Source organism: Rhizobium sp. USDA 3886 (assembly GCF_056279785.1).
Window position 1 is genome coordinate 1,664,687 of record NZ_JBWCDC010000001.1, and the last position, 13,738, is coordinate 1,678,424.

Here is a 13,738-nt window from a genome sequence, read left to right on the forward strand (position 1 = left end):
GTCAAAGCCCCGGCTCGATCTTGACTGCCTTGCCGGTTCTTGCGGACTCGACGATGGCAAGGCCCGTCGCGAGCGACCAGACGCCGTCTTCGCCCGTCGCCGCCGGCTTGCCCTTCCCGGCAACCGCATCGTGGAAGGCCCTAAGAGCCACCTCGTAGAGATTGGTGTTTTCGCATTCGAGTTCGGTTTCGCCGTCCGCATTCCGCAACGTCACGCGGCCGACCGGACGCTGGGTCATGACGTTATGGGCCACGAGCGATCCCTCGCTGCCATGCACCTCGAAACCGGTCTCGGCGTATTTCGTGGTGAAACCGTCATGGAACTGCGCGATGACGCCGGACTTGAAGCGCAGCACGCCCATGACGGCATCCTCCAGCCCGACCTTGCCCATGCCGCCGCTCTGGCCGAAGGCGATTGCCTCCACCGGATCGTCGCCGAGCACGAAGCGCAGCGTATCGGCATCGTGCACGCTGATATCAAGAATGACGCCGCCGCCCGCCTCCGGCCGGTCGAGCCGCCAGCCCTGCAGATGCGGAGGCAGATAGACCGCATGAAAAACGCGGGCGCCGAGCGACTTGCCGATCCTGCCCGCTGCAATCGCATCGCGCATGGCGCGGTGGGTGGAAGCATTGCGCAGGTGGTGGTTCGTCGCCATCACCACGCCCGCCTCCCTTGCCGCCTTCACCATGGCGTTCGCATCCGCCAGGCTGATCGCCAGCGGCTTCTCGCAAAGCACATGCTTGCCCGCCCGGATCGCCGCCAGCGCCTGGTCGCGATGCAGCTCGTTGGTGGTCGAGATGTAGACCGCCTCGACATCCGGGTCATTGACGAGGCCGGCGACGCTGGTCACCGATTTCTTGATGCCGTACTCGGCCGCGTGAGCCTTGCCGCGCGCCGCATCCGTGCTCATCACGGAGACGGCCTCGCCGCCGGCTGCGCGGATCGCATCGATCATCCATTCCCTGGCGATCGTGCTGGCACCGATCAAACCCCACTTCGTCATCGCACTCCTCCATGAATGCCTGTGCCGCAGCTTTGACGGACGACGAGGCGCACGCTGCTGACCAGCGCTTCCGGCTCCGCCGCCCCCGAATTGATCTGCTTCAGCAGCAACTGCGCCGCCCGGCGCCCCATGCCTTGCGGATCGACGGAAACGGTCGTCAGCGCTGGCACCGCCGTCTTTGCCTCGATAACATCGTCGAAACCGATCATCGCGAAATCGGCGCCCGGCTCCATCCTGCGGCTTCGAAGCCCGTCGCAAACGCCGAAGGCGACCGCATCGTTGAAACAGACCGCAGCCGTCGGCGGGTCGGCAAGCCGCATCGCCCGCTCGATCGCCTCGACGCCGCCCGCCCGCGAGGGCGCCGCCCCGATGAGCAGATCCACGTCGAAATCCAGTCCTGCCTCGATCAGCGCGTCGCGATACCCCGTAAAGCGCTCGGTGAAGACAGCGGTATCCGGAAAGCCGCCAAGAAAGGCGATGCTGCGATGGCCGAGCTTTGCAAGGTGCGCGACGGAGGCGGCCGCTCCCGCGTGATTATCCGATGTCAGCGACGAAACCCGCGCGCCGGGCACATTGCGCACAGCCATCACAACGGGAATCCCGGCATTGGAAAGCGGCCAGAAATCCGCAGCCTCAGTGCCTCGCGCCGGCGAAATGATGAGCCCGGAAATCCCATGTTCGCGCATCGATGCAATGACCTCGCGCTGCCGGTCGATATTCTCGCCGGTATTGGCGAGAAACTGCACGTAACCTGCCGATTGCATGACACTGTCGATGCCGACGGCGAGTTCGGCGAAGAAACTGTTCGTCAGGTCGTTGACGACCATGCCGACGATTTTCGACTTGGCATTTGCCTGCCTCAGATTGGCAGCGCCGCGATTATAGACATAACCAAGTTCGCGGATCGCGGCATTCACTTTCGCCCGCGTCGTCTCGTTGACGAGCGAGCTTCCCTGCAGCACGAGCGATACGGTCGACTTCGAAACGCCGGCGGCGTTCGCAATGTCGATGACGGTCGCCCGCTCCCTGCTCATGATTGCTCCTCCAAGAATACGCGAAGTAAATTGGAACGTTCCAAATTTGTCAAGAAATGAATTACTTTGCAGTCATATCTTTCTCAGATCGATTTGGAACGTTCTAAACCGAGGTGATAAGTCCGTGTGAAAAAAGATATCCTCGAACACAAAAGCGTACCGGAATTGACAAAAGTGCACTTTGCAGCCGTACTCGACGGTACTAGTGAAATGAGCGTCGCTTCTTCTTTTCCCCGAAGCGGCCTAGAACTCAGCCTCGCCCGTCGCGAGGCTTTTTTCATTTTTTGCAGCCGGAATCCCGGCAATAAAAAACCGCCCTTGCCATGATCCGAGGAGAATTGGCAAAGGCGGTTCTTGTGCCGCCGCGTCAGGAAAGACCGGCGGCTGCTACTTAGCGGCGGATCAGCGGGCAGCCGCGGACATTCGCAAAGGTCATGCGGTCCCAACCGCGGCGGTCACGGCCGGCAACGACGACGCGGCGCGGCGTGACATTGACGACGCGCACGTCGCGCAGGCCGGACCAGCGAGCCGCGCGGACAGCCATGACCGGCGAGCAGCCGCGGTAGACCGGCGGCGGACGATGGTACTGGGCGTCGACGATAAAGCCGCGCTCCGGCCCTGCCGCCGCAGCGGTGGAGACGGTGGCGGGGATCGAAGCAATGGCAAGAAATGCGGCAAACGACGCTTTGGCAATGAAATTGGTCATTGGAGACTTCCCTCGTTTCAATGGACGCTCAAACTCCCTTTCGGGGATGATTAGACCATAGAGGGCCAAAGCTGAACGATGTTCGAATTGCGCATTCAGGCTCTGTTCACGCGCTGAGATGCAGCACGATTTCGCGGTGATGGGGACGGTCTCGATGCTCGAAGAGAAAGAGACCCTGCCAGGTGCCGAGCACCATCCTGCCGTTCGTAACGGGAATGCCGAACGAAACCTGTGTCAACGCCGCCTTGATATGGGCGGGCATGTCGTCCGGGCCTTCAGTCGTATGGACGATCCAGCGCATCGACGGGTCCGATGAAGCCGGCACGAGCCGGCGGAAGAAGGCACTCAGGTCCGTCTGCACATCGGGGTCCGCATTTTCCTGGATCAGCAGCGAACAAGAGGTGTGGCGCACGAAGATCGTGAGCAGGCCTTCGTCCACGCCGCTTGCGCCGACGAAAGCTGCGGCCTGGTCCGTGAACTCGTAAAGACCCTGGCCGCGGGTCGGGATGCTGATCGTCGTCTGGGGCACCGAACTCCTCTTTCAAAGTTCGACGAGGGTTTCAAAACCGCCGTAGATCAACCGCTTGCCATCAAAAACCGTTTTCCATTCATCGCCCTGCAGGCGTGGATCGGACATGACCTTGGCGACTATATCGTCGCGTTCCTTCCTCGATCCATAGACGATCCAGGAAAACACGACCACTTCATCCTCCTTCGCCATCACCGCACGCGGAAACGAGGTGAGTTCTCCATAGGGCACGTCGTCGGCAAGGCACTCGACATATTTCTGTGCACCATGCTCCTTCCAGATCGAGCCGGCTAAATTCGACAATTTCTTGTAAGCCTCGATATTGGCTTTCGGAACAGCCACCAGGAATCCGTCGATGTAAGGCATTGTCGTTCTCCTATCTTCTGTTGACGATCATAGGACGAATAGCGGACGCAAAGGCCGACAGTCTCGATGAGAAAGTATGCGTGATCCGACTATGTTCCAGTCCTGCAGCGTCCCGACCTTGGCGAGATCAGGGAAAAGACCCGTCCCCGTCTGAAGGATCCGCTGGCCGACCGTGGTGAATGCGCAGGCGCAATTTTGCGACTAATGGAACGATTGTTCCGATCGCGACAACGCGCTCAAATGCTCATTGAAAGAAAGCGTCAATGCGCCATTTTCTGGCGTAAACGGAATGGTGCATGGCAACTGAAAACATGCTCAATAGGCGTGCTGGCGGACGCGGTGCCGCAGGCGCCCGGGTTCACGTTACACCGCGACCAGAGGGAACAAGAAAATGAAAGCACTTTTGGCCTCAACCGTCCTTGCTGCCGGCCTGTTCGGCCTTGGGGGCGTGGCTTCGGCCGCCGAATGCGGAAATGTGACCATCGCAAGCATGAACTGGCAATCCGCCGAAGTTGCCGCAAACCTCGACAAGATCATCCTCGAGGAAGGCTATGGATGCACCGCCGAGATCGTCAGCGGCGATACGGTACCGACGCTCACCTCCATGGCTGAAAAGGGTGAGCCGGACATCGCGCCGGAAGCCTGGGTCAGCCTTCAGCCGGAACTCGTGAAACGCGGCCTCGAAGGCGGCAAGGTGGTCGCTGCCGCGAAGATCCTTTCGGACGGCGCGATCCAGGGCTGGTGGATCCCCAAGTACATCGCTGAAGCGCATCCCGACATCAAGACGATCCCTGATCTCTTCAAACATCCCGAACTCTTCCCCGCCCCGGAAGACAAGAGCAAGGGCGCCGTCTTCAATGGCCCGCAAGGCTGGGGCGGAACGGTCGTGACCTCGCAGCTCTTCAAGGCCTATGGCGGCGACAAGGCCGGCTTCACGCTGGTGGATACAGGCTCGGCAGCGGGCCTCGATGGCTCGATCGCCAAGGCCTACGAAGGCAAGCAGCCCTGGGTCGGCTACTACTGGGCCCCGACCTCCCTGCTCGGCAAATATGAAATGGTAAAGCTCGGCTACGGCGCTGAATATGATGCGGCGGAATGGAAGCGCTGTACCTCAGTTGCCGATTGCGCCGATCCGAAGCCGAACGCCTGGCCGGCTGACGACGTTCAGACGCTTGTGAGCAAGACATTCGCCGATCGCGCCGGTCCTGCCATGGATTATCTCAACAAGCGCGCCTGGACGAACGATACCGTCAACAAGCTGATCGCCTGGATGACCGACAACCAGGCCACCGGCGAAGATGGCGCCAAGCACTTCCTCAAGGAAAACGAAGCCCTGTGGAAGGAATGGGTCTCTCCGGAGGTCGCCGAGAAGATCAAGGCTTCCCTCTGATCCCCGATGATCCGCAAGCAGGCGGCGCCTTGACAGCAAGGCACCGCCCGCCCGATCTTTTCAAGCGACGGCCATAAGAAGAACAGGCCCGCCGCCGCTTTAGCCATGGGGAACGAGACATGGACTGGCTCTGGAAATTTCCAACAATGGATGCCGATACGCTGCGTATCTTGAAAAAGAACGTGGACGAAGGCTTTCGCGCTTTTACCCGCGCTTACGGCGACAGCATCGAAGGGCTGTTCAGCCCGCTGCAAAGCTTTCTGATCTGGGCTGAAAGGCTGCTCACCGGCGCGCCATGGCCGCTGGTGATCCTAATTGTCGCCGGCATTGCCTGGCTTGGGAGCCGCAATTGGAAGATCGTCATCGGCTGCGCCGCGACGCTTCTCCTGATCGGCTGGTTCGACATGTGGGAAGACACGATGAAGACCGTTTCGATGATCTTCGTCTGTACTGTGATTTCAATCGCGATCGGCATTCCGATCGGCATCGGCATGTCGCGTTCCAACCGGCTCCAGAACGCCGTCAATCCGGTGCTCGACGTCATGCAGACCATGCCGAGCTTCGTCTATCTGATCCCCGTCGTCATGCTGCTCGGCATCGGCCGCGTGCCTGGGGTGATCGCCGTCGTTATTTACGCCTTGCCGCCGATGATACGCCTCACCAATCTCGGCATCCGCATGGTCGACAAGGACGTTCTCGAAGCGGCCGACGCCTTCGGCTCATCGAGCTGGCAGAAACTGCGCAACGTCCAGCTGCCGCTTGCCCTGCCGACCATCATGGCGGGCATCAACCAGACAATCATGATGGCGCTCGCCATGGTGGTCATCGCCTCGATGATCGGCGTCCAGGGCCTTGGACAGCCGGTCCTCAAGGCCATCGCCAACCAGTACTTCACCCTCGGCGTCTTCAACGGTCTCGCCATCGTCGGCATCGCCATCATCTTCGACCGCATCAGCCAGGCCTATGGCCTCAGGCTGCAGAAGCACCGGGAAATCGTGCATGGCTAGCCAATCGATCGAAATACGCAATCTCTACAAGATCTTCGGTCCGCGTGGCGACGATTTCATCCAGGCGGTCACCAAGGGCATGTCGAAAACCGAGCTCAACAAGAAGCACGGGCACGTCCTCGGCCTCAAGGATATCAACATCTCGATCCCCGGCGGCAGCATCACCGTCATCATGGGGCTTTCCGGCTCCGGCAAGTCGACACTGATCCGCCACATCAACCGCCTGATCGACCCGACGGCCGGCGAGGTGCTTTATGGCGATACCGACATCTGCAAGATGGGCGAAGAGGAACTCCGCGAATTCCGCCGCCGCAGAACGGCGATGGTGTTCCAGAAGTTCGGCCTGCTGCCGCATCGCAACGTGCTGCAGAACACCGTCTACGGGCTAGAAATCCAAGGCGTCCCGAAGGCGGAACGCGAAGAGCGCGCCAATGTCTGGATCAAGCGCGTCGGCCTCGATGGCTTTGCCGGACATTACCCTAACCAGCTTTCGGGCGGCATGCAGCAGCGTGTCGGCCTGGCCCGCGCGCTCACCAATGACGCGGAGATCCTGCTGATGGACGAGGCCTTTTCCGCCCTCGACCCGCTGATCCGCGTCGATATGCAGGGCGTTCTGCTCGACCTGCAGAAGGAGTTGAAGAAGACGGTGGTCTTCATCACCCATGATCTCGATGAAGCATTGCGGCTTGGCGACAAGGTCGCCATTCTGCGCGATGGCGAGGTCATCCAGCAGGGAAGTGCGGCCGACATCGTGCTCAATCCCGCGGACGGCTACATCGAGGCCTTCGTCAAGGAAGTGAACCGCAGCCGCGTCATCCGGATCGAGGCGCTGATGGAACCGCTCAGCAATCCTGCAAGCGACACGGTGATCCGCATCCCCGGCCAATCGACGGTAGAGGAAGGAATGCGGATGATGACCGAAAGCAATGTCACCCACGCGACCGTCACCGGCGCCGACGGGCGGCCAGCCGGCCGCGTCTCGCTGGAAGGTCTCGTGCGCTGTCTTGTTGGGACGGAACGCTAGAACTCGCCGGCCTCGGGCGCCTGCAGTTCCTCGATCGAATCCACGCGGTCCGGATAAAACGCCATGCGGTCCTTGATTTCACGCACTGCATCGTGCGGTTTTTCATAGGTCCAAATGGCGTTCTTCGAGCGCTCGCCGCCGGGCGTGATGCTGTAATAGGAGGCGTCGCCCTTGTACGGGCAATGCGTCGAATGATCGGTGCGTGCAAGCAGCGACATGTCGACGTCCTTGCGCGGAATATACTGCACCGGCGGATAGGAGGCCTCGCGCAGTGTCAGCGCATCGCGCGTATCGGCAATGACGCAGCCGCCGAGCCTGACGACGACGCGCGCGGGATTGTGGTCTATGGTGATCGGATGATCAGGCCCGGGAATCTTGATCGGCTTGTCTGACATGGGGTTCGCCTTCGAAAGATTGCACCGTCCTTAGATAGGGACGTGTCTGGCGCTTCCCAAGGGGGCGCCGTCACGCGCGCCGCACCCGGACAAGTGCGGAAAACCCGAGCCCCAGAATTGCGGCGAGCACGCAGGCGACGCCGAAAATCTGATGGAGGCCGACCGGTTCGCCGAGCAGCACGAAAGCGAGGATGACGGCTGAGACCGGGGCGATCGCCGTAAACAGCGAAGCCTCGCTGCCGCTGACGCGCTCGGCGCCTGCGTACCATAAAATGAAGCCGCCGACAGTCGGCACCAGCGCATAGTAGAGAACGGCCGAGAGCGCCGCTGCGGAAAACCCGCTTGCGGCATGGCTTTCGAAGAGAGCCGGAATACCGGCAACGAGGAAACCGATGCCGGTCATCAGCGATGACTGCGTGAGTGGCGGGATTTCGGTCCGCATGCGCTTGTTGAGAAGGATGAACAACCCTTCGCAGACGACGGCGCCGAGGATCAGCGCATTGCCTGCCAGCGAGCCGCCTGCGGATGCACCCGGCGTCACCGCGATCGAGAAGACGCCGAAAGCGGCGAGCGCGATGGCAACCAGCAGGAAGCGATGCGGCCTTTCGCCGAGAATGAGGATCGAGATCACCGCCGAGACGACCGGCAGCGTGCCAATGATGACGCCGGCATTTGCCGCCGACGTCAACTGCAGACCCGAGATCAGCAGCGTCGTATAGCCGACGCTGCCCGCCCCTGCCTGCGTCACGAGGATAAGCCAGTCGTGGCGCGACAGCCTCGGCAGCCGCGATCGGGTGAGATGCATCAAAATCAGGAAAAAGGGGAAGGCTGCGGCGAAACGCAGCGCCGTCGCCGTGAACGGCGCAAGGCCGGACGCGATGATCTTGCTGGCGATCACCGTGCTGCCGACGGTGATCATCGCCAGCGTCAGATAGATGTAGCCCTGAAATGCTCTTGTCATGGGATCCTCCGTTTCGATGAACGGAGAGAACCGCAAAGACGGCGAAGCTTCTTGAATGAAATTGCAGGCCGTCAGGCAAGCGCCCTGGCATAGACACGCGGCGACAGGCCGTATTTGGCGGTGAAGACCCGTGTCATGTGGCTCTGGTCGGCAAAGCCGCTGGCAAAGGCTGCCTCGGCAAGCGGCATGCCGGAAGCGATCAGACGGCGGGCCATGTGAATGCGGGCCTGGACGAGATAGGCATGCGGCGTCATGCCGGTCGCCTTTGCGAAACCGCGCAGCACCTGAAACCGGCTGAGGCCGCTTTCTTGCGCAAGATCGGCAAGCGAGACGTTGGCGAGAGGATCACCGTCGATCAAGCCTTGCGCCTTGCGGATCGCGCCCGGCGCCATGCGCGCCATTTCTGGCATCGGCTGTTCGCGCATCACATCCGCAACAACGCCAAGGAGCAGTTCTTCGCGTGCAAGATCATCCTGCGGGGAGCCGCTGGTGATTGCGGCAAAGAGGCTTGCGAAACGCGCTGCAAGGGTGGCATTTTGAATGACGGGGCGCGGAATTTCCGAGCGCATCGCCCTGCCCTCGCCAGCGTCCTGCATGAGATCGCTGATGATCGCCGGATCAAAATAAAGGATACTCCACGACCGACCCTCCCCGATCGGCGCGCCGTCATGGACCTCGTTCGGATTGACGGTGATGAGATCACCTGCTTCCGCCTCGACCATGCCGCGCCCGCTCAGTGACTTCTGCGCGCCGGAGATAATCAGGCCGATGCCGAATTGTTCATGCGTATGCCGCGCGAAGCTGTGGCGCGTTTCTGCCTCCACCGCCTCCACCCCGGCAATCGCCGAACGGCGCATCGTGAACTGACTTTTGGCCACGCAGCGTCTCCTTCCGGCCGGACTCTGCCAGCGGCAGGCGAAGCACGCAACGTCTTTACTGAGATCAGTGAAGGGTTTCAGGCCGGATTTCGTTGGAGAGAATTTTCAGGGCGTCTTCGAGCGCAGCGACCAGAATATCGGTCAGCTCATCACCTTTGTTTTCGAGGAACGCCAAGCTCACGGCCTCGTCCTGTGTTTCAAAGAAGTGCTCGATTTCGTTCGACATCATCGTCCTTTCATTCACCGGAACATTCAGCGATGTAAGCAGGATTACGAGAAGTCACTTGCGCAGGGCTGACGTAGCCGACACCGTCAGTATTCCGGGAAGCCGCGGCTCCGCCACTGGCTGCTTGGAATCGGATCGCCGACATCGACGGCGAAGGACACGATCTTGGTCACTCGTTCATCGACCTCGCAGCGGAATTGAACGTCATACCAGCCCTCGCGCGTGCGGAAAGCGCCACGCCGAACGTCCAGCACCGTGCCGCGCGGTAGCGCATAGGCTGGGACGATCACCGGATTGTAGGCGGGCGAGCCATGAACCAACTGCTCGCGAAGCTCGGTACTGCAAAGCTGGGCGGCCCGCCTGCTGCGCGGCATGCTGCCCATCGCGGTCCGGGCGATCGGGTCGTCCGTTTCGTTCTGCGAAAAGAGCGTCTTTGCTTCCTTTAGCTTTGTGGGCTTTTCAACGTTCGCCACTTCCGTCTGATCGGTGTTCGGCTTATCCGCGGGCTTTGTCTGTTCGAAGCCGGTCTTGGCGTCGTCTTCCGCGCCGGCCGCAGGCCCGTTATTCTCCGGATTGACAGCGGCGATATCCACCTGCGGCAGATCGACATCATCCGGCACTGGATTTGCCGGCGGCTTGTCGGTGACTGGCGGCTTTATCGCGGCTGTTTCCACCGGCTTCGGCTCCTCGGGTTTCGGCTCGTCCGGCGGCGTCACCGGTGGCTCGCCTGCTTCCGCTGAAGCATTGCCCGTTTCGGATTTGCGCTGGCCGCTATCCTTGTCGCCGAATTCGAAGACAGGCCTGAGAACTGGCATGGGCTGTCCCTTCCCTTCCTTGCCGGAGGGATCGTTCCTGGCTTCGGATTTCGGCGGTTCGGACGGCTTTTCTTCCGGCTTGGCTTCCGGCGGCGCCGGAGGTGGTGGGGGCGGAGGTGGTGGTGGTGGGGGCGGAGGTGGTGGCGGCGCCGGCGGTTTCTGCTCGGCCTTCTCCTCGATCTTCGGCAGTTCGGGAGGTTTCTCCGGCGGCTTTTGCTCTTCCGCCTTCTTTTCTTCGGCCTTCTTCTCCTCCGGCTGTTTTTCCTCTTCCGGCGGAGGCACGAGATCGACGTTCACCGTCTCCTCTTCTGGCGGCTGCGGAGCCTTGTCGGGCAGCTTCACCAGGAAAAACGCAACGACGGCAATATGCAGGGCGATCGAGGCTGTGACACCCCAACTGATTTCTCTCCAGCGCTTTCCGACGATCTTCTGCATGCCCGCGTATGATGCTCTCCGATAAGGTACGGATGTGGCCTTTTAAGAAGGCAGCATCAAGCCGTAAAACAAAAAAGTGCTTTGCCGCGCGACCAAGCGAAGGCCGCACGGCGGATGCTCCACATCTTTTCACCTTTACGAGGCTGCAATCCGCAGGCCGATCGCCACGGTTAGCCGAGCGAGCCTATGATTTCGCGATAGGCGGCCTCCGGAAACGCCTTCAGCGTTTTCGTGCGAACATTGCCGGCCGTCGCAAGCTGCAACGTGAACCGCGCCATCACGGCGTCGTCCGGCGCCTCGCATATGGAGACCATGTCGTATTCACCCATCGTCAGAAAGAAATCCTTGAAGGAGCCGCCCATCTCGCCGAGCGCCTTCTTTGCCGCGTCCAGCCTTTTTGCCGAGTCGCGTGCACTGCGAACGCCTTGATCCGTCCAATTGATAAGCATGACGTAAGTGGTCATTTCACACCTCCCTACGGAGGGTTTTGGTCCACGCAGGTATGTGGCGACCTTCGCTCACGCGCTGCGGCCGGTCCCGTCCCCCGTATCCTCCGGACTATACCATTGAGGCGCGCGGAAAGCGACGGAATGTCGGATGGCCCAAAAAGAAAAGAGCCGGGACCACCCGGCTCTTCTCTCATCAATCGGTCACCGCACGGCTGCATCGCAGCCGGTACGGTTTTAGCTGTCTAGGAAGCTGCGGAGCTTTCTGGAGCGGCTCGGATGCTTCAGCTTGCGCAGCGCCTTCGCTTCGATCTGGCGGATACGTTCGCGGGTAACCGAGAACTGCTGGCCGACTTCCTCAAGCGTATGGTCGGTGTTCATGCCGATGCCGAAGCGCATGCGCAGCACGCGCTCTTCGCGCGGCGTGAGCGATGCCAGAACACGCGTCGTCGTTTCGCGCAGGTTCGCCTGGATCGCAGCGTCGATCGGCAGCAGCGCGTTCTTGTCCTCGATGAAATCGCCGAGGTGTGAGTCCTCTTCGTCGCCCACAGGGGTTTCGAGCGAGATCGGCTCCTTGGCGATCTTCAGGACCTTGCGGACCTTTTCAAGCGGCATCGCAAGCTTCTCAGCCAGTTCCTCCGGCGTCGGCTCGCGGCCGATCTCATGCAGCATCTGGCGCGAGGTGCGGACGATCTTGTTGATCGTCTCGATCATGTGCACCGGAATGCGGATCGTGCGGGCCTGGTCGGCGATCGAGCGGGTGATCGCCTGACGGATCCACCACGTCGCATAGGTCGAGAACTTGTAGCCGCGGCGGTACTCGAACTTGTCGACCGCCTTCATCAGGCCGATATTGCCTTCCTGAATGAGGTCGAGGAATTGCAAACCTCGGTTCGTGTACTTCTTGGCGATGGAGATGACGAGGCGAAGGTTCGCTTCAACCATTTCCTTCTTGGCGATGCGCGCTTCGCGCTCACCCTTCTGCACCATGTGTACGATGCGGCGGAATTCCGAGATCGAGATACCGGTTTCCGTGGCGAGGTTCTGGATCTCCTGGCGGATGTCGCGGATCGTCGTGTTTTCGCCCTTGGCGAATTCCTTCCAGCCGCGCGCAGCCAGATTGCCGATCGACTTCATCCAGTTCGGATCGAGCTCGGCGCCCTGGTACTGCTCCAGGAAGCTGTCGCGCTTGACGCCGTAGGATTCGGCCAGACGCAGCAGGCGGCCCTCGTTCTGCACGAGGCGCTTGTTGATGTCGTAAAGCTGCTCGACCAACGCCTCGATGCGGTTCTGGTTCAGCGACAGCGACTTGACGGCCTTGATCAGCTCGTCCTTGAGCTCCTTGTAACGGCGCTCCTGGGCGGAGGACAGAGTGCCGGTCGCGGCAAGACGTTGCTCGACCTGCTGGTCCTGCAGCTTGCGCAGCTTCTTATAGGTCTCGGCGATGAGGTCGAGCGTCTCCATGACCTGCGGACGCAGTTCCGCTTCCATGGCTGCGAGCGAGAGGTTGGACTCGTCCTCGTCCTCTTCCTCTTCTTCCGCGGGCAAGCCCTCGCCGCCGACATCGGTGATGTCGTCGTCGCCGAAACGCATGCGCCGGGTCTTTTCCTTCTCTTCGGCAGCCTTGCGGTCAGCCTCGATCTTTTCCGGGCTCTGGAACTGCGGGGCGGCCTTGGCTTCCGGACCGGAATAGGTCGTTTCGAGATCGATGATCTCGCGAAGCAGGGTCGTGCCCTCGTTCAGTTCGTCGCGCCAGATGATGAGCGCCTGGAAGGTGAGCGGGCTTTCACAGAGCCCCGCGATCATGGTTTCGCGGCCGGCCTCGATGCGCTTGGCGATGGCGATTTCGCCTTCGCGCGACAGAAGCTCGACGGAACCCATCTCGCGCAAGTACATGCGAACCGGATCGTCCGTACGATCCGTCGGCTCTTTCTTCTTCGCCGTTGCGAGCGCAGTGCCGCCGGAAGGCGCGAGTTCGCCGCCTTCGCTCTCCTCGTCACCGCCCGCGTCGTCGTCGTCACCGCCGCCCGGGCTTGCCTCTTCGGCTTCCTCGTCTTCGACGACATTGATGCCCATATCGGACAGCATCGCCATCGTGTCTTCGATCTGCTCGGACGTCACTTCTTCTGACGGAAGAACGGCATTCAGCTCGTCCATCGTCACGTAGCCGCGCTTCTTCGCGGCCTTGATCATTTTCTTGACCGCGTCATCGGAAAGATCGAGAAGAGGGCCGTCGGATGCGCCGTCGCGTTCGACTTCCGCTTCTTCGTTCTCTTTGACCTTGGTTGCCATTTATATCGTCGCCTTCCTGACGCTATTCAAACTCGCTGCGATGAACGGCCTCGAAGCCTGGGTGCAGAACCCAAGCCTCGAATCACCTTATCCACCTAACGGGATGAGCTTTAAAGCCTGATTAACCACGATCGCTGATGCCGGACGACAGAGCTTTAGTGCTTCGAAATTTCCGGCCATGGTTATGTGCGATCCGCCTCGACCCAGTTCACCGCTTTTCAAGTCGAACGG

The 13,738-nt window shown here is 60.9% G+C and carries 16 protein-coding genes; 4 read left to right on the forward strand and 12 right to left on the reverse strand.

The genetic code is table 11. From position 1 onward, the window contains the following. Window position 1: 1 nt before the first annotated feature. Window positions 2-1,003, reverse strand: a complete 1,002-nt coding sequence (locus tag ACZ9BX_RS08705; RefSeq protein WP_476217171.1) for a Gfo/Idh/MocA family protein — start codon at window positions 1,001-1,003, stop codon at window positions 2-4. Beyond that, window positions 1,000-2,037: a LacI family DNA-binding transcriptional regulator gene (locus ACZ9BX_RS08710; protein ID WP_476217173.1), complete on the reverse strand. Its 1,038-nt coding sequence runs from the start codon at window positions 2,035-2,037 to the stop codon at window positions 1,000-1,002. Before ACZ9BX_RS08710 ends, ACZ9BX_RS08705 begins: the two co-directional genes overlap by 4 nt. 126 nt (window positions 2,038-2,163) lie before the next feature. Between ACZ9BX_RS08710 and ACZ9BX_RS08715 the strand changes: the two genes are divergently transcribed. Next, entirely contained in the window at window positions 2,164-2,364 is a 201-nt protein-coding gene (locus ACZ9BX_RS08715; protein ID WP_476217175.1) for a hypothetical protein, read from the forward strand. Window positions 2,365-2,428: 64 nt separating this feature from the next. On the opposite strand, the gene ACZ9BX_RS08720 is transcribed toward ACZ9BX_RS08715, so the two are convergent. The 3 genes from ACZ9BX_RS08720 to ACZ9BX_RS08730 form a co-directional block, all read right to left on the reverse strand. After that, the gene (locus ACZ9BX_RS08720; protein WP_476217177.1) at window positions 2,429-2,743 is read right to left on the reverse strand and encodes a hypothetical protein; all 315 of its coding nucleotides are present in this window, start codon (window positions 2,741-2,743) and stop codon (window positions 2,429-2,431) included. Window positions 2,744-2,849: 106 nt separating this feature from the next. After that, window positions 2,850-3,272 carry a secondary thiamine-phosphate synthase enzyme YjbQ gene (locus tag ACZ9BX_RS08725; RefSeq protein ID WP_476217178.1) on the reverse strand — a complete coding sequence of 141 codons (423 nt, stop codon included), beginning with the start codon at window positions 3,270-3,272 and terminating at the stop codon, window positions 2,850-2,852. 12 nt (window positions 3,273-3,284) lie between these two features. Further along, window positions 3,285-3,638, reverse strand: a complete 354-nt coding sequence (locus tag ACZ9BX_RS08730) for a DUF1428 domain-containing protein (RefSeq protein ID WP_132568376.1) — start codon at window positions 3,636-3,638, stop codon at window positions 3,285-3,287. Window positions 3,639-4,029: 391 nt separating this feature from the next. Here ACZ9BX_RS08730 and ACZ9BX_RS08735 point away from each other — a divergent pair, with 391 nt between their 5' ends. The 3 genes from ACZ9BX_RS08735 to ACZ9BX_RS08745 all read left to right on the forward strand — a co-directional run bounded on the left by ACZ9BX_RS08735 (window position 4,030) and on the right by ACZ9BX_RS08745 (window position 7,059). Next, entirely contained in the window at window positions 4,030-5,028 is a 999-nt protein-coding gene (locus ACZ9BX_RS08735) for an ABC transporter substrate-binding protein (protein WP_132568377.1), read from the forward strand. A 119-nt stretch (window positions 5,029-5,147) separates the two neighbouring features. Next, the gene (locus tag ACZ9BX_RS08740) at window positions 5,148-6,035 is read left to right on the forward strand and encodes an ABC transporter permease (protein ID WP_027508644.1); all 888 of its coding nucleotides are present in this window, start codon (window positions 5,148-5,150) and stop codon (window positions 6,033-6,035) included. Beyond that, window positions 6,028-7,059 (forward strand): quaternary amine ABC transporter ATP-binding protein, encoded by a 1,032-nt coding sequence (locus tag ACZ9BX_RS08745; protein WP_086994908.1) that lies wholly within the window; start codon window positions 6,028-6,030, stop codon window positions 7,057-7,059. Before ACZ9BX_RS08740 ends, ACZ9BX_RS08745 begins: the two co-directional genes overlap by 8 nt. On the opposite strand, the gene ACZ9BX_RS08750 is transcribed toward ACZ9BX_RS08745, so the two are convergent. From ACZ9BX_RS08750 to rpoD, 7 genes are all read right to left on the reverse strand, one after another. Continuing rightward, on the reverse strand, window positions 7,056-7,454 hold the full coding sequence (locus ACZ9BX_RS08750) for a DUF427 domain-containing protein (protein ID WP_476217182.1): 399 nt from the start codon (window positions 7,452-7,454) through the stop codon (window positions 7,056-7,058). The two genes, ACZ9BX_RS08745 and ACZ9BX_RS08750, sit on opposite strands and share 4 nt — an antisense overlap. A 70-nt stretch (window positions 7,455-7,524) precedes the next feature. Continuing rightward, complete coding sequence (locus tag ACZ9BX_RS08755) at window positions 7,525-8,415, reverse strand: DMT family transporter (protein WP_476217184.1); 891 nt, start codon at window positions 8,413-8,415, stop codon at window positions 7,525-7,527. A 71-nt stretch (window positions 8,416-8,486) separates the two neighbouring features. Continuing rightward, entirely contained in the window at window positions 8,487-9,293 is an 807-nt protein-coding gene (locus tag ACZ9BX_RS08760) for an AraC family transcriptional regulator (protein ID WP_476217186.1), read from the reverse strand. Between the two features lie 64 nt (window positions 9,294-9,357). Continuing rightward, complete coding sequence (locus ACZ9BX_RS08765) at window positions 9,358-9,519, reverse strand: hypothetical protein (protein ID WP_476217188.1); 162 nt, start codon at window positions 9,517-9,519, stop codon at window positions 9,358-9,360. 86 nt (window positions 9,520-9,605) lie between these two features. Continuing rightward, window positions 9,606-10,769 (reverse strand): DUF930 domain-containing protein, encoded by a 1,164-nt coding sequence (locus tag ACZ9BX_RS08770; RefSeq protein ID WP_476217190.1) that lies wholly within the window; start codon window positions 10,767-10,769, stop codon window positions 9,606-9,608. Window positions 10,770-10,939: 170 nt separating this feature from the next. Next, entirely contained in the window at window positions 10,940-11,233 is a 294-nt protein-coding gene (locus ACZ9BX_RS08775) for a GYD domain-containing protein (RefSeq protein WP_022714277.1), read from the reverse strand. Window positions 11,234-11,452: 219 nt separating this feature from the next. Continuing rightward, on the reverse strand, window positions 11,453-13,507 hold the full coding sequence (gene rpoD, locus ACZ9BX_RS08780) for an RNA polymerase sigma factor RpoD (protein WP_027508638.1): 2,055 nt from the start codon (window positions 13,505-13,507) through the stop codon (window positions 11,453-11,455). Window positions 13,508-13,738: the final 231 nt, after the last annotated feature.